General features: G+C 37.5%; 18 protein-coding genes and 1 pseudogene. All 19 read left to right on the top strand.

Annotated elements, in window-relative coordinates:
- Positions 1-203: 203 nt before the first annotated feature.
- A pseudogene (locus ACBP55_RS35825) lies at positions 204-653 on the top strand (SDR family oxidoreductase); the annotation flags it as partial.
- Position 654: 1 nt separating this feature from the next.
- Positions 655-1,203, top strand: a complete 549-nt coding sequence (locus tag ACBP55_RS35820) for a type I restriction-modification enzyme R subunit C-terminal domain-containing protein (protein WP_464648402.1) — start codon at positions 655-657, stop codon at positions 1,201-1,203.
- A 196-nt stretch (positions 1,204-1,399) separates the two neighbouring features.
- Positions 1,400-1,855 carry a hypothetical protein gene (locus ACBP55_RS35815; RefSeq protein ID WP_464648401.1) on the top strand — a complete coding sequence of 152 codons (456 nt, stop codon included), beginning with the start codon at positions 1,400-1,402 and terminating at the stop codon, positions 1,853-1,855.
- A gap of 552 nt (positions 1,856-2,407) precedes the next feature.
- Entirely contained in the window at positions 2,408-2,785 is a 378-nt protein-coding gene (locus tag ACBP55_RS35810; protein ID WP_464648400.1) for a hypothetical protein, read from the top strand.
- A 20-nt stretch (positions 2,786-2,805) separates the two neighbouring features.
- Complete coding sequence (locus tag ACBP55_RS35805; protein WP_464648399.1) at positions 2,806-3,054, top strand: hypothetical protein; 249 nt, start codon at positions 2,806-2,808, stop codon at positions 3,052-3,054.
- 382 nt (positions 3,055-3,436) lie between these two features.
- Positions 3,437-4,753 carry an ABC-three component system protein gene (locus ACBP55_RS35800; RefSeq protein ID WP_464648398.1) on the top strand — a complete coding sequence of 439 codons (1,317 nt, stop codon included), beginning with the start codon at positions 3,437-3,439 and terminating at the stop codon, positions 4,751-4,753.
- On the top strand, positions 4,728-5,009 hold the full coding sequence (locus tag ACBP55_RS35795) for a hypothetical protein (protein WP_464648397.1): 282 nt from the start codon (positions 4,728-4,730) through the stop codon (positions 5,007-5,009). Before ACBP55_RS35800 ends, ACBP55_RS35795 begins: the two co-directional genes overlap by 26 nt.
- Positions 5,010-5,099: 90 nt before the next feature.
- A complete protein-coding gene (locus tag ACBP55_RS35790) occupies positions 5,100-6,383 on the top strand; it encodes an IS110 family RNA-guided transposase (protein WP_464648396.1) in 1,284 nt (427 codons plus the stop codon).
- A gap of 542 nt (positions 6,384-6,925) precedes the next feature.
- Entirely contained in the window at positions 6,926-8,839 is a 1,914-nt protein-coding gene (locus tag ACBP55_RS35785) for a hypothetical protein (RefSeq protein WP_464648395.1), read from the top strand.
- A 179-nt stretch (positions 8,840-9,018) separates the two neighbouring features.
- Complete coding sequence (locus ACBP55_RS35780; protein ID WP_464648394.1) at positions 9,019-10,899, top strand: ATP-dependent nuclease; 1,881 nt, start codon at positions 9,019-9,021, stop codon at positions 10,897-10,899.
- Between the two features lie 658 nt (positions 10,900-11,557).
- Positions 11,558-12,538 carry a hypothetical protein gene (locus tag ACBP55_RS35775; RefSeq protein ID WP_464648393.1) on the top strand — a complete coding sequence of 327 codons (981 nt, stop codon included), beginning with the start codon at positions 11,558-11,560 and terminating at the stop codon, positions 12,536-12,538.
- A gap of 104 nt (positions 12,539-12,642) precedes the next feature.
- On the top strand, positions 12,643-13,038 hold the full coding sequence (locus ACBP55_RS35770) for an SAVED domain-containing protein (protein ID WP_464648392.1): 396 nt from the start codon (positions 12,643-12,645) through the stop codon (positions 13,036-13,038).
- 62 nt (positions 13,039-13,100) lie between these two features.
- A complete protein-coding gene (locus ACBP55_RS35765) occupies positions 13,101-14,579 on the top strand; it encodes a hypothetical protein (protein ID WP_464648391.1) in 1,479 nt (492 codons plus the stop codon).
- Between the two features lie 777 nt (positions 14,580-15,356).
- Positions 15,357-15,602 carry a helix-turn-helix domain-containing protein gene (locus ACBP55_RS35760; RefSeq protein ID WP_464648390.1) on the top strand — a complete coding sequence of 82 codons (246 nt, stop codon included), beginning with the start codon at positions 15,357-15,359 and terminating at the stop codon, positions 15,600-15,602.
- Positions 15,603-15,764: 162 nt separating this feature from the next.
- Positions 15,765-16,313 carry a sugar O-acetyltransferase gene (locus ACBP55_RS35755; RefSeq protein ID WP_464648389.1) on the top strand — a complete coding sequence of 183 codons (549 nt, stop codon included), beginning with the start codon at positions 15,765-15,767 and terminating at the stop codon, positions 16,311-16,313.
- Between the two features lie 163 nt (positions 16,314-16,476).
- A complete protein-coding gene (locus ACBP55_RS35750) occupies positions 16,477-17,028 on the top strand; it encodes a helix-turn-helix domain-containing protein (protein WP_464648388.1) in 552 nt (183 codons plus the stop codon).
- A 288-nt stretch (positions 17,029-17,316) separates the two neighbouring features.
- Positions 17,317-17,691 (top strand): RidA family protein, encoded by a 375-nt coding sequence (locus ACBP55_RS35745; protein ID WP_464648387.1) that lies wholly within the window; start codon positions 17,317-17,319, stop codon positions 17,689-17,691.
- Positions 17,692-17,755: 64 nt separating this feature from the next.
- Complete coding sequence (locus ACBP55_RS35740; RefSeq protein WP_464648386.1) at positions 17,756-19,108, top strand: D-serine ammonia-lyase; 1,353 nt, start codon at positions 17,756-17,758, stop codon at positions 19,106-19,108.
- Positions 19,109-19,140: 32 nt separating this feature from the next.
- Positions 19,141-20,478 (top strand): GntT/GntP/DsdX family permease, encoded by a 1,338-nt coding sequence (locus tag ACBP55_RS35735; RefSeq protein ID WP_464648385.1) that lies wholly within the window; start codon positions 19,141-19,143, stop codon positions 20,476-20,478.
- Positions 20,479-21,188: the final 710 nt, after the last annotated feature.

Here is a 21,188-nt window from a genome sequence, read left to right as displayed (position 1 = left end):
AATGGGTATACCCGGACTCGCTGTATATTTATGTAGCAAATGAATAATTATCAAAATTCGCTTTAAAATTTTCCTAACGAATTCTGCAACAAACGGCAATTTCTGCCGCGGTACTCTTTAAATTCTTATCAATTCTGCAACAACAAAAACGGAGCCACGCAGGTTTGCGGGCTCCGTTTTCTAATTAATTCTGGAATATCACACATGCTGCACAGGATTGGCACGATGTGCTGAACTTGAATTTGAATGCTACTTTCTTCCTTTGCCAGCTAGTAGGGCGCCATATGATCGAGCGCGGCAGCGGCAAAATCATTAATATCGCTTCAATGTTGACCTATCAAGGAGGCATTAACGTTCCTGGGTATACGGCATCCAAGCATGCCATTGCAGGCGTTACGAAAGCGCTGGCGAATGAATGGGCAAGTAAAGGCATTAATGTTAATGCTATCGCACCAGGCTATATGTCGACGGATAATACAGCTGTGATTCGCGCTGATGTTGAACGTAACGCTTCCATTCTCGCTAGAATTCCTGCTGCACGATGGGGAACTACGGAGGATTTGCAAGGCGCTGCGATCTTCTTAGCATCGAATGCTTCTGATTATATGAACGGACACGTGCTGTGTGTTGACGGCGGATGGATGGCGAGATAATATGGCGAATGCGATACGATTGCCACATCTTTTTGGAGTGCAGATGGTAAGCCTATTTCCGCTGAAGAGTTTTTACGCAACTTATATGGAGCACTTCCAGATTTTTAAAAGTGAAGATGAATTACGTGAAATTTGGTCAAATCCTTTAACTAGAAAAGCGTTTCTAGAGAAGCTCGCTGATGCAGGCTATGGAAAAGATGAATTAACAGCGTTACAAAGCTTAATTAAGGCTGAAAGAAGCGATCTGTTTGACGTACTTGAATATATATCATATGCTATAAAACCTATTTCAAGAGAAGAACGAGTTGCCCGAGCCAAGCCCAGTATTTTTAAGAATTTAGATGATAAAGAAAGAGATTTTCTAGAGTTTGTACTCTCCAAGTACGTTGAAACTGGATTTGAAGAACTTGATCAAGAAAAGTTACCACGCCTGTTAGAATTGAAATATCATTCAATTTCGGATGCAGTGCAAGTCCTCGGTGGTGTTAGCAAGATACAAACAACATTTATGTCTTTTCAGAAGAGTTTATATGAAGAAGAAGCATCATAGTTTATAACATTATTAATACAAGAAGAAGGACAAAAACTAATGACATAAGAGTTTTAACTGGGGACACGTGGTGATGAATTGTGGTGTTTTTCACTTCATCATTGCGTACTATTTAGCGAAGGAACTGTTGATAAACACACTTAAAGGAATTATAGGTTAATAATGCACTGAAATATCGTTTTCAGGGGGGGAATAGATGACTTGGAATAGTTTTATTAATAATTTTTTCTCTGTTCAAATATTAGTAGCTATTATCTCATCTAGTGTTATTGGAGCTTTCATCTCCTCTTTAGTGATAAAGTTAAACAATGATCGAAATTTGAAGTTGAAGTATATCACCGAAGAGAGACAAAAATGGAGAGAGCAGATAAAAGATAAGGTCAGTCTAATAATTTCTGATTCATATTCAAATAATAATGAGTTGTTAAAAATCGCAACATCATTGCAACTAAGTCTAAACCCAAATGATCCAAATGATCAGAAAATTACTCTATGTCTTGATCAAATTCTTCAAGATCCATCCAATTCGACTGAAAAACTACGACTTAGAAAAATGATTGTTCAGTTACTTAAACATGATTGGGATAGGGCAAAAAGAGAAGCAACAACATGTAAAATACCTTTTAAGTATCCTAAAAGAAAGTTAGAATAACATTGGTAATTTCTCATTTCTGTTCACTGTTAGATTAGGAAGGCAAATATGAATACGATGAAGTAACAGTGGAAATAAGAAGTCCCTCTGCATTTGATGCAAAGGGACCTTTTGTTCGTTCTTGATTGGAAACAGATAAAGGGATTTATTTCCATGCAGATTCAGTGACGTAAAAAATTCTCCGGAATTTTTATATAGATCAGCGTGCCCATCCTAGCCCGCCACTGTTTTCTTTATAGAACCAGTCTAAAACTTGAAATTAGAAGGATGAAGATTTTCGAATTCAAGTACGGCGTGGGATCAACAACTCGAGCCAATAACAGTTGATGGTAGAATATTTGGATTCATTTTGAAGGAAATCATGAGTATCTCGCGAGTTATGAACACATCAATAGAAAAAGAAGTGATTTTGATGAACCTAAAACTCACCTAACTGCAGTTGCTTTTTTTAATCTCACTAAATATCGTAATTTCGATATATTATATCAATCCAGTATACTTATATTGGTTTATGCTCATAATAGAGACATAATATGATAAATGAGGTGAAGTATGAACGATCAAATGCTTAATGCACTTGTGACATCAAAAGGAATTCTGTTTCAAGGAAAGTATTATAGCTGTGAAAGGGCAATACGAGAAAGATGGTTTGAACTCGCTCACATATACGGTGAATGGACAGTTCAAGTTGCTTCAAATGATTATGAGGCCATTTATCTTCCTCTAGGTGATGGAAGGGAAGTGTGTCGTATCATCATTGAACAAGAGTACGAAGGTTCAAAATTGGAACGATATTTTCTTAGTATCCAGGCACTCAAGAAGGAATGGAAAACCTCTCAAAAACGGAGAAGGCAGAGAACTATAAGATCATTACATAAGCTTGAAACAAAGAAGAATTCAATTTTTGGCATAGAGGCGGAAGTAGACTAATAGTTTAGGAGGCATTCGACATGCAAGAAATGCTAAATGAGGTTACAAAAATATTAGGTACTCTTCAATCGAACATAGAAAGACAGAAGAAGTACTATGATTACCCTTTTACACAGAGCTGTGATCTTTTTTACAAATTAATTTTGTTACAACAGAAGATGGAAACTTGGAACCAGTGTAAGTCTTTAATAGAGAAGTATAAGAAGTCTCGTATGGGGCCTATCATGAAAAGAAGAAGTGAAGATTTTGAGAGCAGTTTCATTCTGTAACTTTCCCTCTCATTTACGAACAAATGTTCGTTTTACGCCCTATTTATATAATGCAAAATGGGGTGAGAACTTTTCCCTGAGTTAAAATATCGAGGGTTATATAATCAGCTGGACAAGGATTTCGTTTAGTTCTAGCTATTTAAATGCTCCCGACAAATTTTATGATACTCAATTCTTTCGTATCCAAAACCATAGATATGAGATAGTTTATTTCCATTTTATCATTTTTTCAATTTGTGACTCATTCTTAATTTGTTGGCTTATGCGTGCTAGTAGCAAGCTCGCAAATATATTTAAAACAAAAAAAGAAAAAAAAGGAAATTCAATGTTTTCTGTCGAATCAAGATGGTTATTATTACATCGTCTAGCGGAGGACAAAGTCATGGATCATGCGATAAACTTTGCCAAGTCATTATATAATCAGAATCGGCTTGTGCCTTTTATCGGAGCGGGATTATCTTATCCATTTAACATACCAACTTGGGGGGACATGATTCTGGAATTATCTGAGGAACGTGTAGACCTATCCTTAAGAGAAGCGATTAAATTTGAAATTGTAAAACGCAAAGATTATTGGGCTGCTATAGAAGGCCTATTAAAATACGGCGAGATGACCGAATTCGAGCTTCAGCAAGCAATTGTCTCATTAATGGAGAGGAAAAAGCGCAATAAAAATGCCGTGGTTGACCATAACTACTTGGATATTGGTGAAATGAATTTCAAAATTCATCTGACGACCAATTATGATTACTTAATCCATGAATTCATCCAAGGTGACTGTCATATGCCGTTAATGCTAAGCAACTGTAACCTAAGTACACAGGAAATTATCACCGACCCAAAAAAACGGATCTTTCATCTTCATGGCCACATGTCAGATACAGGAACCATTGTAATCAGTAATCAAAAATATAATGAGTTGTATGCCATGGAAAAGTACAGACAGCTATTTGGACACTTTTGTGGTAGCTATACGTTCTTGTTCATAGGCTTTTCATTTGATGATTACTACATCAAAGACTTGATTAAAAAGTACAGGGAATTCTTTAATGCCAAACATTTTATAATTCTTGACCGACCGGGGCCTTCATTAATCGAAACGCTAAAAAAGGATTATTTCTTGGAAGTACTCTCTTACGACAGCACAACTGAGGGCCATGCTGGTGGAATACGGAGAATACTTCATGAGCTGCGTTCGGGCAGCGAGGTAGAAATAAATACAGAAGACATGAACGAATTTTTACTTCCCCCTGAAGCAAATAAAGAGCAACTCGAATTACTCGAAAGCCACCTGTTTGCGAAGAAATTAAAATTGGAAAATATCGATCCAACGATTTTAGATATGAGTAAAGAATTTTACTATTATGCCGATACTTATATCCGAAGATTAAGAAAGAAAAGGCTGAGCGAAGAATTAATCCAGACGATCCTTACAATTTGTTTTATGAGATATAAAGATCTGCGGGCGGAATTTTTAATCCACAATGACAGCAAACGTTTCGTAAACGAAGTTCATGAAGCTTTCGGCAACATAGATTATGGACGAATCAAGCAATATTTAGAGAAGGTTTCACCATTAGCTCTTGAGAATAAAGGATTTGCTCATATTCTCGCCGACGATGAAATAAAGGATGTTTGGTGGGGAAACAACAGAATTACTGGAGATGAAGATAATGGACCCAACTCTAAAACTTCCTGATCAGATCAAGCTGCTATTTGATAATGAATATTTGGATACATTCACAGTTTTAACGTTATTATCCGCGTTCTCTTCAAAAAAAGCGGGTATTCCACTGCGTCAATTAATTTTTTATTATAGTTTGGTGCTAAGCGAAGATGGACGCGATCATTCCGATACATCTTCGAATATTTATTTTAAGATTGAAAAGAAAATGAAATCCTTAATTATCCGCTTGCATAGTTTAGGTGTTATTGAACCTTCCTGTAGGGCCTAAAAAATGGTCTTTGTCAAAAAAGGAGCGCCTCGGTATGATGGGTTTGTCCACGGGTTTGAAACCCAACACCATCAAGGAGGCGCTCTTATTATGAAGTTTAAGCAATCAGACGAACAAAATCAACGAATAGAACGAATTACTCCATCTCACTTAGTAATTGGCATCGATATAGCGAAGGATGCACATGTCGCACAAGCAACGAACTTTCGCGGAATTGTTCTTTCTAAACGACATCTTACGTTTACCAACAGCAAGGAAGGGTTTGAAAGGTTTGGACGTTGGATTAATGAGTTGCAGCAGAATCACCGTTTGAACAACATAATAATTGGAATGGAACCGACGGGGCACTATTGGTTTAATTTAGCGAATTGGCTGGTAGAACAGGGGTTAAGCGTTGTTCTGGTGAACCCTGTTACGACGAAAAGAAACAAGGAGAATAGAGATAATTCTCCTTCTAAAAATGATCCGAAGGACGCTCTAGTCATCGCGGATGTTGTTAGTAGGGGGTATTACTCTGAATACACAAAGCAATCGCATTATTTTGAAAGGATGCGCGTTATCATGAGTGATCGAGAGTTTTGGGTAGCGAATAGCATACGGCTTCAGAACCGAATCATTCGCTGGTTGGATATTCGTTTTCCCGAATATACGTTAGTGTTTTCAGATTGGACCTGCAAGCGATCCTTGGCGACGCTTTATGAATTCCCTGTTCCAGCAGACTTACATGGGGTGACTACAGCAGAAGTCATAGCAAGCTGGAGAAAGCACATGAAACGAGCTGGCGGAACTACAGGGCTAGAGAAGGCTGCACAGCTCATCGCTTCTGCAGCTAGAAGCATAGGAGAAATTGTAGCTACCCACGAAGCTAAACAGGATTTGCGCCGGCTACTCGATGAGTATTGCCGCATAATCGAGATTCTAGAGATGATTGAGCAAGAAATCTTGGTGCTCCTGGACAAGATACCTTTGGCTCAACAACTTCGCTCCATTCAAGGTCTTGGACCCATCTTCATTGCGGCAATCCTTTCCGGTGCAGGTGATCTAAGCCTCTATTCCCATGGACGACAATTACTGAGAAGAGCAGGCCTGAACCTAGCTGAGAGTATGTCAGGGAAACGGAAGGGGCAGATCGTACTTTCTAAACGTGGAGATGCAACGCTGCGAAAGTATTTGTATTTAGCGACCTTACGTCTTATTGGGAACAATCCGTTATTTCGGAAGTGGCATGAACATAACGTACAGGTAAGGCACATGAAAAAGTACCGTTCTATGTTTAAATTAATTGGTAAGCTAGCACGTATTCTGGTTGGTCTAGCTCAACGAGGAGAGTCTTTTTCTACTGACAAAGCGGTTATACATGACTGTGTAGCTTAAAGTAAATCTATATACGTAGGTTGGTTCATTCGCAGGATTACAAAGAAAGCACGGAGTACCGATTACCCGTTACTTAAGGGCACAGACCCGCATATTGAACTTGATCGGCCTCCACCCCTTGGACAGGTGTAACGAAGGAAGGTAAGGGCATAGACCCGTTGAGATCTGGGAGGGTGAACCCCCGAGGGCATTGTGGAGAAAGCGTGCAGTAATTGGAATAATGAGGAAGTTAAGACTTATCCTCTATTTAAGTATGCCTTCATGGCCGTTCGGTGATGTCACTACCACTACTATGCCGTTATATCCTTTTTACCAAGAGGGTGTAATCCTGCGAATGAGCGAGTAAACGTGAGAAAATCCCTTAATACCGAGGGAAGTAACAGGTAGCAAAGAGGTAACTTGTAAAATCAAAGAAACGGGCAAACAACTAATAGGCTCGCTTGAATCATCGTATTTTACCGAGCTGTGCGAAAGAGCCGGCAAGATCATCGCGGAAGTTCCATTTTCGCCAACGATGGAGAAGCAAATTTTTGGAGGGTACAATGGGTCATCGAATAAAAATAAATAAACTTATTGTTCAGGGTGATGAGTATCAGCGCACCTTTTTATTCTCAGAAGGATTAAATATCATCTCTGGTGATGCCTTCACAGGAAAGTCTTTAATTCTCAAGTGTATCAACTACTGTCTAGGAGACTCCGAGATTATACCGTCCAATGTCCAGCGGGAGCTATTTGCCTATTGCGACCGTGTATATTTGGAGTTAAATATTGATGAAAAGACATTTACTTTGTTGCGGGATTTGAAATCACAACCGAACCAAATTCATACGTTTTTTTGCAGGTTTGATGAGATCCACTCTTTTATTCCAAAAATAATCACGGTTTCCGATTTTCCAAAATTCATGTTTGAAATTTTGGAAATACCCGAACTGCACCGTATTAAATATAAAGCGCATGATACAAAGAAAACAACCGAATCCATTTCATTTCGGGACATTATGCGTTATGTATATATTTCGCAGGATGAGCTTGGCACCAAAAACTTTTTAAAAAATGAAAACTTCTTTGTTCGCCCCAAAAATAAGTCTGCTTTTCAGCTCATGCTGCATCTTGTAACTCCAGATTATGATTCCATCGTGCATCAGATTGTTGAAAACCAGAACCGAATTCAAGACATAAAAAAAGAAATATCAGGATTGACGCAGTATTTAATTGAGCGCAATGCGGACAACAAGATGGAAAAGGATCTAGAACTGCTTCAGGTTCGCAATAACGCAAAGGATATGTTGACCAGAAAAAAAGAACTACTGAAGGAAGTCCAGGACGAAAAACAAAAGCAAAACAGTCTTTATGACAGCGTGCAAGAAAAGACTAAATCCATTTATAAAGAAATTCGATTTAACGAAGATATGCTTCGCGATGCAAGGTTTTCATGGGTTAACAAAAGTTCTCTTCTTGAAGAATACAAAAAAGAAAAACAAGAATTAAGCGCTACTAAAGAAGCCATGTATAAAGTTCATATGGATCATCAGGAGCATGTATGCCCGCTCTGTTCGTCATCAATTACGATGGAAGTACCGTCAATGTCTGTCGACGCCATAGAACATGTCATAAAGCAATTGAACACTAAAATACGTAATATTGAGCACTCGATACAAACCAATGAGCTTGAAATAAAAAATAAAGAAGAAAAGTTAAAAGAGTTGTTTGAACAACAAGATATTTACGATCGTGTATTAAAAGAATTCTCCAAAAAAACAGAACTGCCCTACCTATCGGAACTTGAAGCCATTAATACATACATAAAAACAATTCAAGAAAAGGAATATGTGCTTGTTGAAATTCAAAGGGTATATAAAAAAATTGAAGAAAAGGAATTTGAAATTGCAAGTATCACTAAAATACTGGACATCTTAAAGGAAAAAGAGAAAACCTTAAAAGTGGGGGACAAATACGAACAAAACGTACTTGAGTTTTTGGATGATAAATACCGCGATGGTTTAAATAAATTTCAATTTAAAGCAGATCCGTCAGACAGCATGATAGATCGAAAAAATTACTCACCATTGTACGCGGATGCTAGTGTTTTTGAGCATGAAAGCGGCGGATTATTAATGTGCATTCAGATCGCTTATATCGGATCGATCGTGAAGAGAAAAACGCTGGACCCGAACGTTAATCATCCTGGATTTTTAATGTTTGACACACTCAGCAAATATTTGGGCACTTATAAAGCCATCGATGAAAGTGAGCGTCTCGATCCGCTGAGTTATAAAGCTATTTATCAGTATCTAATTGAGCTCGCAGAAGATTTTCAAATATTTGCAGTGGATAACACGCCACCTGAATTCGCAGACGATTATGTAAAATTTACTTTCGCTCGTGCGCAGGGAACAGACGACCTACAGGGATTTATTGATATGAGTAAGAATGAGCTGAAAAATATCGAAGAGTAATCCCTATCGATTATGGAATAAGGAGCCGTGAACTGTCCAGAGCTATTTTGGCTTTCCAGATTATTGCGAATCCTTCCTTTTTAACAAATATGTTCTTTAATAAGTTCCCCTTAATTACAGAATAACGATTAGCTTCAATAATTGTGGATTTAAAGCAAAAGTACAAAAGGGGTTCTTATATGCCTAAGATATCAATGAAGGTTTTTTTGAGTAGTGCTAAAAATACAAGTGACAATATTAAAGCTGTGTTACTAGATTTAGATGATGAATATGAATTGTCCTACCATGGTACTATTGAAAGGGCACACCTAGTAAGAAAGAAAATGAGTATTCGAAATCAATATGATAAGTATGGCCACTTTATCATTAAAGAAGGAAAAGTGTACTTTTCTGAAAGGATTACATATGGTCGGGCTTCAAAAATTGCCAAAAACATAAATCTACATAAGCTGTATAAATCATTATCGGGTAAAGAAGAGATTTTTGACCGCAAAGCAAAGTTATTGAACTTGCATGATACTCAATTAATTATTAATCACTTAATTGTTAGAGATCCTACGCAACAGAAGTTAAAGGAGATACATATTCATTCCTTGAAAAATATCAAGGACCTAGAAATAAGTTTTAATGATGAAAAAAGATTAACAGCAATTATGGGGAGCAACGGGACTGGAAAGTCAACGATACTGCACGCTCTTGCTTGTTGTTACAAACCATTAAGACGGATGAAAACTGAAGACTATCATTTCAGCTTTTTTTTCACCCCAACAAACGATTCCCCATGGACAGGCAGTGCTCTATCAATTGTTTCTGAGGAGAGGACTCAAAACAATGTACACCTTATTACAAAAAAATTTACGAAGCCAAGGGATAGGTGGGTGCCTAAATATAACACAAGACCGGCAAGATATGTGATATATATTGGTATTGTTTCAAGTGTTCCGTCTATTGAGTTAGAAAAAAGTAAAAACTCAATTAATTATTCAACAATCCCTATGTCTGATGAGGTTTCAAATGTAGTCAAAATAAAAGCAAGCTATATTCTTAACAGAGATTATAGCTCTTATAATCTTCATGAAACTAAAAAATCGACTTATATTGGTGTTGAATTAGGTAAAATTAAATACTCTGCATTAAGCATGTCAGCTGGAGAACAAAGAGTGTTTAAAATAATAGCTGAGATATTAAAGGCTCCTAAATATTCATTACTTTTAATTGATGAAATTGATTTGCTTCTTCATCCAGAGGCACTAAAAAAGTTAATATTAGTTCTTAATGAATTAGCTGACCAGAAGAAATTGCAAGTAATTTTTACTACTCATTCTCCTGTAGTAATTGAATTAAATGAAACGATAAATATCAAGCATATTTTTAACACCGCAGAAAAAACTCTCTGTTTCAATGAGACGAAACCCGAAGCCGTCTTTAGATTAACGGGCCAAAGGGAATACGTACTTGAAGTTTTTGTGGAAGATGATTTGTCAAAAGCAATTGTTGAGTACATGTGCGAATTGATGGACATTAAACCCTATGTCAGTGTGAAAATGTATGGAGCAGCAATTAACTGTTTTACTCTAGTTGGCGGTATGTTGTTACAAGGTGAGAAGGACATTGATAAGAGTATTTTAGTACTTGACGGTGACGTGTATACAGCCGTCGCAGAGAAGGAAAAACATTTGAATAAGGTTATTACAGGAAATACTCATGAACATAAAAAGAAACGAGAACAAGCTCTTTCACAGATATATCAATTTAATTTGCCCGATGAATACTCCCCAGAAAAGTATATTTGGTCATTAATTAGGGGGATTGAACTCCCATCTGATTCTAATACGAGGAAAATAAAAGAAACATGTATGAGTATAAATATGGTATCAGATAGTCATGAATACGTGAATGAAATTATTAAATCACTTGGGTATGGTAGGGAAATTGGTTTGTATAAAGTAATCAAAGCAGCATCTGAATCGGCGTTTTGGGAGGAGTATATTGAGCCAGTGAGCCAGTGGCTTATGTCAAAAAAGAGTTTGATTGTTGAAACTGCGTCAGTAATAAAATGAAATTTTTGGCGAAAGTAATTTGTTTAAGAAGGTATTTAGTGAAGGCAAGCGTATATGGGCTTGGTCTTATTCAAACACACTTGTTCGAAACGTAGGGGAAAGGTCGTTGCTCTGCATTGTTCTTGATGTAATAGATTATGCCAATTTAAAATATCAAAGCGAAACATTCTAGGGGACATACATAATGCGAATGAACCTATGCAATCAAATTCATTAAGAATAAACATACAATGAGGAGATTATCGAAGCAGCCTTAGTTATGAGATAGTTCATCGCTCGAAATTTTGGCTAATCGATAATTCATATTTCTTCTGAATTTATGTAGTGAGACAAAAACGCTACGTTTATGAAAGATTGATGTCCTGCCAGCTACTCCTCCCAGGCCAGGATGTAGTTAACTTTTCCCCAATGGCCATACTTCTGCCCCAGTGGCTTCGTTACTGTCATCCACCGGTCTGACCTTCTTCGGGTCAGACCGGTGGATGACTCAACGCCAAATATGGCTCCTCAGGATGACTCTTCACTTCTTCTACAATAGATGCATAGTGTTCTGTGAAAATAAAGTTTTATACAAGCTGTGGCTTTAAGCCACAGTGTAATCATGAGCGTCTAGTCGTTTTTAACAGATGCAAAGTATATTGCTGAGGGAGGGAGAAAGATGGGTTGGAAACTCTCACAAGAGGAATTCTGCGTATTGAACAAATACATGGGATCGGGTGATTTCTATAACACGAATGTGTTGTTCTTCGGAAACGAGGAGGGACTTGGAGGCAAGGAGCTGGAGGCCAATCTCGTAGCAAGAACGACAGCGTTCGGAGAGTGGGACTTGGAAGGGAACATCGTCTCGTCGCTGAATGGGAGAACGAGGGAAAAAGGGTACTGGGAGCCGAACGCGGCTGATGGCGGAGACAAGGTGCACGCCCGTCTCTACGAGCAAGGGCTCGTTGGGAATCCGAACCGAAAGCCGTTCATCGATGGGTATTTTCTGCCCATGGCCGCTAGAATTTGCCTTGCGCTTGAGAGGCCGAAGCTTGATCCAGCCTATTGGTTCAAGCCGAAAGGTGAGTATTTTGAGGGCCGTGTCAACACCATCGACGAATACATCGAGAATTACTTGTTTCGAAAACGGGAGGAAGGGATGAGCACCGCTCTGAGTGATTGGCGTCCTCTGCCTCGTGTGAAGGAAAACACGAGGCCACTCGAATATGAATACATCGATTGGAAAAAGTACATAAGGGCGTTCAACAACCCGTTCGGAAAGAAGGATATCTCGGATTCGTTTGCCTCATATTCGGGAGCATCAATGGAGAGAGCGGGCATGTTCGCGGATATGATGCGCGTGTCGAAAATCAAAACCGTAATAGGGTTCGGAGATATTTCGGCGAAGGCAAAAATGCTGTCAAAGCTGTATCCAGACATTAAATTCGGAGGCGTCAATTCGGTTTCATTTCCAAGTACAAAAACGCTTGAAGGAAATATCGAGCTGGACGAAAGAGACGTTAAAGTTTTACTTCTTCCGTTTCCAGATCCAAGAAGTCGTACATGGAGGAACTTACCGAAATATGAACGATATTCGACGATGCTCTCGCTTTTCGCGGAGGTGATGGAAAAGAAGATTGTGCCTCATTATCAACGATGAAGCAAAAGGACGCCTCTTGACTCAGGTCAGGACTCACTTGTCGATTCGACTTTCGTAACAATAGCATCAAGACAAGCAGGCTGCCTTCTGATAAGACTTCTTCTATGGGATCTTCTCAGATACACTCTCAGTTTACTTCAACAACTAACACATCGAAGCTTGTGGTATTGTTATCGGTAAGTGCATTAATCAACTTGAAGGATATTGAAGAAGTGTTGCCACCGCCATTCGACCTTCAAGAAATAAAAGTTGATGACCCAAGGATTAATCGAATTCTATACCGAGAAGATGTTCTATCGATTCAGAGGTGGTTTAAATATACTATTGAATCACTTTTTCAAAGTGGCCGCTATACTGAGATACTTTTATTTTATAGTGGACCTGCAGGACTGGCAGTTGAAATTGGGCGGAGTATTAATCCAAGCCTGTGGCCTGGGGTCTTTTTGTATCATTTCAATATTCGTAATACTCCAAGATACCAACTGGCATTTAGTGTATAATTAATTTATCCGAAATTGTTAGCCTGCCTACTATAAAAGTTATTTTATTGGGAGTGTTTTATTTGAAGAGTTTTGAAAATGATGTTTTAAAGTATCTTAGCAAACTAGAAGAACTCACAAACGATTTTCTTGGAATCGATATTAAATATGTAGCATCGAAAAATAAAAGAGGGGCCGTTGATGTAAAAACTGAAACTAGATTGCCTCTGAAAGCACCGGGACTTACAGAAGAACTAACCTCTAAAATACTGGGTGCCATTTCTACTGAGATGAAGCGGGCAGTTAATGTTAAGGGAGAGTTAGACTATAATTTATTTCGTACCTTAACTGAAGATATATCGTTATCTCTAGTTTTCTCCACCTACTTTAGAAGTAGAACTCAACAAAAATACAACATACAGAAGTTTGCAGATAGTATAAAAGAAATCGGTTCAAAGACTTATGAAAATCAACCAGCGAATATTGGAGTAATATTCTGCCCAGATGCAGCTTCAATTGTTGAGTTAAAACAATGTGACTTAGAATATATCGAATTGGCGAAGAAAAGGACCGTGCATGAATTTTTTCTTTCTGAAAAACCCTTTTTGAAATTAATTGATAGCCAATCGCTAATGATAGTAATTGATAAAAAATTTGAAGTCTTTGCAATAATTCGGAAGAAGAGTGGTAAAACAAGCTTATGTGATATTTTCGAAAATATGTATAATCAATGTACTATAAATGATGTGAAGATGAAGGTATTAAAGAGTTTCGTTGAGGAAACTTCAATTAACAAAGGCAAAATACCTCCGGATAGTCCTCAATATGAAGTTTATACTTTTATAGAAGAAGCGTTAACTAAAAGAATAAATACAATTCCTTCGAAAGTTTACCCAAAATTTATCTATATTGCGGTGACCGATAAAAAGGTGAATTATTTCACTTCTAACAAGTTTATTATTTCTCACCAGGAAGGAAAATGGAAGATCAGGCAGTATCATTTGCTTACTGCTTGTATAATGAGATTTATTTTTGTCAATATGCTTCATTATTTAGTGAAAATTAAGTTGTCTGACTTTGAAGTATTAATGAATTCAATTACAGATGGTGTCACAAAACTGACATCGATAATCAAAGGGATTTCTAGTAGTCACAATAGCTCAATATTTATTATGTTAGCGAATGAATTACTAACAAGTGAACTATCAATTACCCAAACCAGAAAGTTAATGGAGACCCCTCTATTTAACTCTAATAATGTTGAAAGAAACTTTATTAAAGTAGCTCAAAACGGTGGTAATTCCTTAAACATTCTTAATATTGATAAATACCTTATGAACTCAATAGCAACTGTAGATGGTGCTGTTGTATTGGACTCTAATCTTAATATTTTAAGCTACGGTGAAATTGTTAATGTTCCAAAAGAAAAAAAATACCCTGATACGTTTGGTTCAGGAACAAAAGCGACCAGGGCAACTTCTGAGCACGGAATTGCAATTAAAATTTCAGAAGATGGTGATATTAAATTATTCCAAAACGAAAAACTCTTATTACAGGTCTAAGGTTTCCTATGTAAGTAGCTGTTATTTGGGAACTAACATTAAAGTAAGTACCAGGTACTTACTTTAATGTAATCTTATGTTGAGTTTACTTTTCTCACGAACCAACTATAAAAAGTAGCTTGGGCTCGTTGGTCAGTATGCATATACTCTTTGCGAAATCATTCTTTAACTAATCGAAAAAATAAATCTACATATTATGATTTTTATAGTAATATATTCAAATCGCGAAGCATGCTTCTAAAAGCCCCGTCAGGCATGCGAGGCTTTTTAGTTGTTTATCTAATGCTAAGGAACATGTCCCTTACACGATTGATGTAGCAATTAAGTCGCATATTATTTTCAACTCTAACCAGATCACATATAATAACAAGTTCATCTTCATACTAGAGCCATAACAATGACCCCCTCCGGGAACCCTTATGGCTTTTAATTAGTCAGCGTCCCATCTCTATTCAAGGTCCTCAGTTTGCATAATTAGTGCACTATTCAACTTTGATCTTATTTCCTGTCCTTTCCAACTTTTTTAATAAACCTCAAAAGATTGAGTCAAACGTACTTTCCGACATTTATATATTCGGTGTTTTTTTTAAGCTGCGAAAACTCAATAAATTCAACAAAATCACTTTCCATTTTTTTTGCTAAGGGACAGCATATTAACTCATTACAATAAAGTATTGTTCTATGAAAATTACTACTTGTCTACACTAGAGGTTTTTCATTCAGTGACCCGATCAATAATGTGTTCGGGTCACTTATTATTTAATTGGATGTGAAAAAATGATAAATATTGGACCCAATATTCGTAGATTACGAAAATTAAATAATATGAATCAAGTGGAGTTCTCGAGTAGAATAGGCATTTCTCAAGGGAATTTAAGTGAGATTGAACAAGGGAATTGTAATCCATATTTTGACACCTTATTAGCAATAAAGAAACAATTTAATTGCAATATTGATGATTTAATAATTATTGAGAATGATTTATTTAAATCAAATAATTCTTCTATTTTAAATTTGATATAGTCCCGGTGAGCTAGTAAAGTCATTGGGACTATTTTTTTTAGTGTAGATAAAAGAACCGTCATTAAGACGGGCAGGATAGTGGAATGACTTTACTTTGATTCGCCTAAACTATAAGTTTGATTTAACCGAACTACACAAATTGAAATTAAAAGGAGTATACAAATGGGCGATGGCAAAAAAGAAAAAATTTATTATCAAAGAAGTACTGAAGAATTAAAGATGAAGAGCATTAGAGCTCAGAAACTGGTTCAAGAATTTAACAGGAGTGATTTTGAAGAATTTGAAAAGAAAGAAAATATTATTCGGGAATTGTTTGGAAGTGTAGGAGAAGGGCTTAGCATCGAGCACAACTTTCATTGCGATTTAGGTTACAACATACACGTAGGAAATAACTTTTATGCAGGATATAACTGTACGATTTTAGACATGGCAGAGGTAAGAATTGGTGATGATTGTATGATAGCTCCTAATGTTGGGATCTACACCGCTGGTCATTCTGTAGAACCAAAGGATAGAAATAAAAGTGGTTATGGGATACCGATAACTATAGGAAACAATGTATGGATTGGCGGGAGTTGTGTAATCTTACCTGGTGTAAATATTGGAGATAATTCCATTGTAGCTGCAGGTTCAGTTGTCACGAAGGACGTGCCTGCAAATACAATAGTCGCGGGTAATCCAGCAAAAATATTAAGACAAATAACCGAGTAATATGTAAGGTGATAACGTTGTTCTTGCGATTTCTATCAAGCCTCTGAAACTAAAAAATCTAATCAAACTTTAATATTTCTAAGATTTATGATATCTTTAGGCTATTAAGCTCAGGAACGGCATATTAATTAAATTTGAGTATTTTTAAGAGGTATGATGAATTATGGATAATCTAGAATTAGGTAAAACAATCGCAAAATTTCGCAAAAACAAGAATTATACGATTAAACAGGTATCAGAAATAACGAATGTAACCTCATCAATGTTAAGCCAAATTGAAAGGGGACTTTCCAGTCCGTCACTGAATACTCTGCGCATGATTGCCGATGCGTTAGAAGTTCCTTTATTTAGTTTGTTTACCGAATTTGTGCAAACTAAAGATTTAATTACCAGAGCTAATTCCAGAAAAAAAATCATATTTCCATCGAACAATTGGGAATATTCATTATTGTCTCCGGATTTAAGTGGCTCAATTGAGATGGTTTTAATGAAATTACCTCCTGAATCCCAGTCTGCCGAAAAACCTATGAGTCACATTGGTGAAGAAGTAGCGTATGTATTGGCGGGTGAGGTAGTATTATTTATTGGGGACGATGTGGAGACTTTATATCATGGAGACAGTGTAAAAATACCACCTGGAATAGAACATAAGTGGGAAAATAGATCGGATAAAGAAGCAACCGTAATTTTTGCTATTACTCCTCCGACATTTTAGAAAACAAATTATAATCATAGACCGTTTCTGTATTTGCAAGTGTATTGCACACTAGTAAATACAGAAACGGTTTTTTTTACCAAAAAAACGATTATATTAAGCTTGAATTAATAAATTAAAAATGCTAATATTCATTTATAGTTAATTTATTAAATATGATTTAACTTTTTTGAGTCTCCGTTAGAATATCATCAACAATGGAGGTGCACATATATTAATATACTGCAAATAGAATTGCAATTAGATATTAAAGGGAATGTTATTTCAAAACAAGGAGATGAAATTTTTATGAAAAAAACAATTATGACTGATAAAGCTCCCTCTGCTATTGGTCCATATTCGCAAGCGATTGTAAGCGCTTCACGATTGTATGTATCTGGGCAACTTGGAATTAATCCGCAGACAGGTGAAATGAATGATGACTTTGCATTACAGGCAAAACAAGTGATGGAGAACATCTCCGCAATTTTGAACGAAGCAGGATACGTTTTCGAGGACATTGTAAAAACGACTATTTTTATGACTGATCTTGCCAACTTTACTTGTCTGAATGAAATCTACGGCTCTTATTTCAAGTCTAGCAAACCCGCTCGTTCCTGCATCCAGGTTGCAGGTCTTCCTAAGGGAGGCAAAGTAGAAATAGAATTAATCGCAGAAAAATAAATTGAAAATCACCCCAAATCACCTTTTGGATTTAAAATTTGTCCATTTTAGTACGGAGGTAAACATGACTAACAACATTGCTGGAAAAACAGTCGAAGAATGGAAAAATGAATTACCGGATCTACAGAAAATCATTGATACTCAGGAAGTTTTCTGGGTAAACCCGCAGCTTGAGAGTTGCAGCAACCGAATTATTAACACGGAATTAGGGATAGCTAGTATCGAAGATGCGGAACAACGACTGCTTCGCTTCGCGCCCTATTTAGCAAAAGTATTCCCGGAGACCAAGGAAAAAAACGGAATCATCGAATCTGAATTAGTCAACATCCCTAAAATGCAGCAGAAGTTATCAGAAATGTTCAATCAGGAAATAGCGGGAAATTTATATCTTAAATGTGACAGTCACCTGCCCATCTCTGGTTCTGTAAAGGCTCGTGGAGGAATTTACGAAATATTAAAAGTGGCCGAAGAGATAGCCTTTAAACATGGCATGCTGTCAATAACCGATGACTACTCCATTCTGGCAGATGAAAAATTTCGGACTCTCTTTTCGAATTATTCGATTGTGGTCGGATCAACCGGTAATCTAGGTCTTAGTATTGGTATTATGAGTGCCCAATTAGGTTTCAAAGTTATTGTGCATATGTCTACTGACGCTAAACAATGGAAAAAAGATTTATTACGGCAAAAAGGTGCTATCGTAGTTGAGCACAATAGCGACTATGGGAAAGCAGTAGAGGCTGGCAGACAACAATCCCAGGAAGATCCCAATAGCCACTTCGTTGATGATGAAAATTCTTCAACGTTATTCCTTGGTTATGCCGTAGCAGCTAAGCGGCTCCAAAAGCAACTAAATGACATGAAGATTCCAGTCGATCAGGATCATCCGCTTTTCGTCTATCTACCTTGCGGTGTAGGCGGCGCTCCTGGCGGAATTACTTTCGGATTGCGGACAGTATTTGGAGACAATGTCCATTGCTTTTATGCAGAGCCAACCCATTCACCGGCAATGTTGCTAGGTTTAATGACACGTAAGCATAGCGAGGTATCAGCTCAGGAATTTGGAGTTGATAATATTACAGCAGCAGATGGACTTGCCGTAGGGAGACCATCAGGCTTTGTGGGCAAAGCACTAGAGAAAGATATTAGTGGTGTCTTTACGATTCAAGACGACTGTCTCTATCGAATCCTTAGAAAGCTAGCCGATTCAGAAGGAATATTCTTAGAACCATCGGCAGTTGCAGGATTTATCGGACCAGTTCAACTGAACGCTTCTTCCATGGGAAAAGATTATTTGAAAAATAATCACCTTGAACAGAAGATGCGAAATGCCACTCACATTCTTTGGGCTACTGGCGGCGGCATGGTTCCAAAAGATGTCATGGATGATTTCTACCGTAAAGGTGCAAACAGCTAATATACTTTATAGTATAGGGAGAGGTTAAGACAATGGAAACTGGAACAATGATGATGCTGGTATTAGTCGCATCTATAGCAATTCTCATCTTTCTCATTCTTCGAGTTAAATTACATCCCTTTCTATCCTTAATATTAGTGTGTATATTTGTGGGAGTTGCTACAGGTATGCCTCTTCCTAAGATTGCTACTTCCATTGAAAACGGAATGGCTGGAACGTTAGGTTTTCTGGCCACCGTTATCGGTTTTGGTACGATTTTAGGCAAAATGTTGGAAGTATCTGGCGGCGCAGAGCGTCTTGCACGAACATTATTAGAAACAATGGGAGAAAAAAGAGCTCCTTGGGCGATGACAATTGTCGGCTTAATTTGCGGAATTCCCGTATTTTTTGAAGTAGGATTTGTTTTACTTTTTCCATTGGTTTTCATCGTTGCCAAACAAGCTAAGATGTCGTTACTCCGTATTGGAATTCCTTTGGCAGTATCGCTGATGGTCGTTCACTCGATGGTCCCTCCACATCCGGCAGCGTTTGCAATTACTACAAGTTTGGGGGCTGATGTAGGTAAGGTCATTCTGTTTGCTCTTCTTGTGGGAACTCCTACTGCCATTTTAGCTGGTCCAATTTGGGCCAAGTTTATCAGTAAGAAGTGCAAGACTGGGGTATTAATAGAATCGGAAGAGACCGCTGCAACACCAACTGAGAATCTTCCAGGTTTCGGCATTACCCTATTTACAATCCTATTGCCCCTAATCATTATGGTAGGAAAAACGATTAGTACATTGTTTCTCGCAAAAGATTCTGCGTTATTGCCTATTGTAACTTTCTTAGGCAATCCAATTATAGCACTTCTCATTTCGGTATTTGTGGCTTATTATACGTTAGGCCTTTCTCGTGGTTTAAACATGAAAAACTTGTTATCGCTTACAGAACAATGCTTTGGACCGATTGCCGGCATCTTGCTGATTATTGGTGGCGGTGGAGCATTTAATGCCATCTTAGTTGACAGTGGGGTAGGTACTGAATTGTCTAAGATTTTGATGTCACTAAATATGAACCCAATTATTCTCGCTTGGCTAATAGCTTGGCTCATGCACCTTGCTATCGGTTCCGCCACGGTGGCCATGATTAGTACTGCAGGCATGGTGGCACCTATGCTGGCTGCTTATCCTGGTGTGAGTCCGGAAATTATCGTTCTTGCCATTGGTTCCGGAGCGATTGGCTGGTGTCATGTCAACGATTCGAGTTTTTGGTTTGTAAAAGAATATTTAGGATTATCGTTACCGGATATGTTTAAGAGCTTCACTGCGGCCTGCCTTATTGCATCATTTGTTTCTCTAGGTGGTATATTAATTTTATCTCTATTCGTTTAATAAAATATTATTAATACACCATCCTCGCCATTCGTCATGGAGAGATACAGAAGTAAAAAGGTACTTAAATTACATGCTTCCAACGACATGTAATTAAAGTACCTTTTTCATTTCTAGCTACTTGCGAAATGGGGTCTTAATTTCGAAGTAGCAAAGATATGGATCATCGTTTTTGGATCTATTACAGTTACTCATTTAAGACTTTTTTCTGATCGGGATGTTCTACAAAACCCAGCCAGCACCACCTTTTTGTCGCGGTAAACACTTGACCAGCTAGATTTCCTGTATATTTGGATTTAGGTATCTGAATTTCAAATATAAATCATCATGATTCTGTATTATACATGATACGTCGAATGTAGTAGTATGAACGAGCGGACAAGAAATAATGAACACATTACACTACAAGGTGAGCAATTACTTGCAAGAAGTTTTCGGGTTTTAAGCAGGTTTGATAGGATCGTCACAACCGTGTTTATCAGACGCAAAGACGCTTTAATCACCCCCGCCTTGTCAGCCTTCTTATCGGAGTGTTAAGTAAAATAATAATAATTAAATATTATTTTCATTTGGAATTAATAAATCATACCTATAATAAAAACCAACCCCCCTTTAATATATAATTTAGACCCTCAGGCCGTTGCTGAGGGTCTCTTTTTGTTAATTAAACTAACAACACATAAGCGGTTCAAAATCCGTTTCATAATCAA

It is taken from the genome of Paenibacillus sp. WG02 (assembly GCF_055396115.1).
This window is presented reverse-complemented; position numbering and strand designations above follow the sequence as displayed.

What these genes read in the sequence shown, in the direction of transcription:
- ACBP55_RS35810 (WP_464648400.1), top strand. Translation starts at nt 2,408, where the DNA reads ATGAACGATCAAATGCTTAATGCACTTGTGACATCAAAAGGAATTCTG.
- ACBP55_RS35820 (WP_464648402.1), top strand. Translation starts at nt 655, where the DNA reads ATGGCGAATGCGATACGATTGCCACATCTTTTTGGAGTGCAGATGGTA.
- ACBP55_RS35790 (WP_464648396.1), top strand. Translation starts at nt 5,100, where the DNA reads ATGAAGTTTAAGCAATCAGACGAACAAAATCAACGAATAGAACGAATT.
- ACBP55_RS35755 (WP_464648389.1), top strand. Translation starts at nt 15,765, where the DNA reads ATGGGCGATGGCAAAAAAGAAAAAATTTATTATCAAAGAAGTACTGAA.
- ACBP55_RS35775 (WP_464648393.1), top strand. Translation starts at nt 11,558, where the DNA reads ATGGGTTGGAAACTCTCACAAGAGGAATTCTGCGTATTGAACAAATAC.
- ACBP55_RS35780 (WP_464648394.1), top strand. Translation starts at nt 9,019, where the DNA reads ATGCCTAAGATATCAATGAAGGTTTTTTTGAGTAGTGCTAAAAATACA.
- ACBP55_RS35785 (WP_464648395.1), top strand. Translation starts at nt 6,926, where the DNA reads ATGGGTCATCGAATAAAAATAAATAAACTTATTGTTCAGGGTGATGAG.
- ACBP55_RS35815 (WP_464648401.1), top strand. Translation starts at nt 1,400, where the DNA reads ATGACTTGGAATAGTTTTATTAATAATTTTTTCTCTGTTCAAATATTA.
- ACBP55_RS35740 (WP_464648386.1), top strand. Translation starts at nt 17,756, where the DNA reads ATGACTAACAACATTGCTGGAAAAACAGTCGAAGAATGGAAAAATGAA.
- ACBP55_RS35770 (WP_464648392.1), top strand. Translation starts at nt 12,643, where the DNA reads ATGGGATCTTCTCAGATACACTCTCAGTTTACTTCAACAACTAACACA.
- ACBP55_RS35795 (WP_464648397.1), top strand. Translation starts at nt 4,728, where the DNA reads ATGGACCCAACTCTAAAACTTCCTGATCAGATCAAGCTGCTATTTGAT.
- ACBP55_RS35735 (WP_464648385.1), top strand. Translation starts at nt 19,141, where the DNA reads ATGGAAACTGGAACAATGATGATGCTGGTATTAGTCGCATCTATAGCA.
- ACBP55_RS35760 (WP_464648390.1), top strand. Translation starts at nt 15,357, where the DNA reads ATGATAAATATTGGACCCAATATTCGTAGATTACGAAAATTAAATAAT.
- ACBP55_RS35800 (WP_464648398.1), top strand. Translation starts at nt 3,437, where the DNA reads ATGGATCATGCGATAAACTTTGCCAAGTCATTATATAATCAGAATCGG.
- ACBP55_RS35745 (WP_464648387.1), top strand. Translation starts at nt 17,317, where the DNA reads ATGAAAAAAACAATTATGACTGATAAAGCTCCCTCTGCTATTGGTCCA.
- ACBP55_RS35805 (WP_464648399.1), top strand. Translation starts at nt 2,806, where the DNA reads ATGCAAGAAATGCTAAATGAGGTTACAAAAATATTAGGTACTCTTCAA.
- ACBP55_RS35750 (WP_464648388.1), top strand. Translation starts at nt 16,477, where the DNA reads ATGGATAATCTAGAATTAGGTAAAACAATCGCAAAATTTCGCAAAAAC.